This is a genomic window from Oleiphilus sp. HI0079 (genome assembly GCF_001635105.1).
The window spans coordinates 1-716 of the sequence record NZ_LWFT01000199.1 but is presented as its reverse complement, the minus strand read 5'-3'; the positions used below and the strand labels follow the sequence as shown (position 1 = coordinate 716).

Genomic DNA, 716 nt, shown 5'->3' with positions numbered 1-716 from the left:
AAGTGGATGAAATCATATATTGCTCAAACGGCCCTACTTGCTGCTGTGATTGGTGTAAGCGCACCAGCTATCGCTGCAGATCAAGACTGTAAGAAACTAAAGGCCAAGGTCGAACAGGAACTGAAGGACAAAGGTGATTCAGGGTCATATGTTCGTATCTATGAAGCCGATGATAAGGTGGAAGGTAAAGAGATAGGATTTTGCTATAACGGAGCCCGTAAAGTTGTTTTGTTTGAAGTAGATCCTGCATAGCGTCATCGTCAAATACGCATCATGCGTAGTTTTGGGCATTGACCGGTTTACGGGCAGCAAAAGAGAGAATCTCGACTAGTCTCCAAATGCGACTTAACTCGACCGGAGACGACTCATGAAAAATCTAATTGCTTGGCCTTTTGCCATTGCTTTGCTTTTAGCGCCTTTGCTTGCCAGTGCAGAACTCAAAGACTGTGATGAGCTGAAGGACGAGATTGAAGCGAAGATTAAGAATAACGGCGTTAAAAGTTTCAAGCTGACAATCGTTGGTAAAAGCGACGCTGCTGAAGGCGAGCAAGTTGGGAGCTGCGAGGGTGGCACCAAAAAAATCATGTATGTGAAAGGTTAGTTTGCTGATAGAACTTTGACTGGCTTGATGGATGAGCGCTTACTGAGTTGATTCGTCAGAGTAAACAAGGCCAAACCTCTTCTAAGCATCGATGCTCGTTGCTTCGCATTTCAAA

2 protein-coding genes are annotated in these 716 nt (G+C 44.7%); both read left to right on the top strand.

What is annotated here, in order from left to right:
* Window positions 1-252, top strand: a 252-nt coding sequence (locus A3750_RS02845) for a hypothetical protein (protein ID WP_197474842.1), incomplete at its 5' end; no start/stop codon positions are given.
* Between the two features lie 115 nt (window positions 253-367).
* Window positions 368-601, top strand: coding sequence for a DUF1161 domain-containing protein (locus A3750_RS02840; RefSeq protein ID WP_068454712.1), 234 nt, complete (start codon window positions 368-370; stop codon window positions 599-601).
* Window positions 602-716: the final 115 nt, after the last annotated feature.

What these genes read in the sequence shown, in the direction of transcription:
- A3750_RS02840 (WP_068454712.1), top strand. Translation starts at nt 368, where the DNA reads ATGAAAAATCTAATTGCTTGGCCTTTTGCCATTGCTTTGCTTTTAGCG.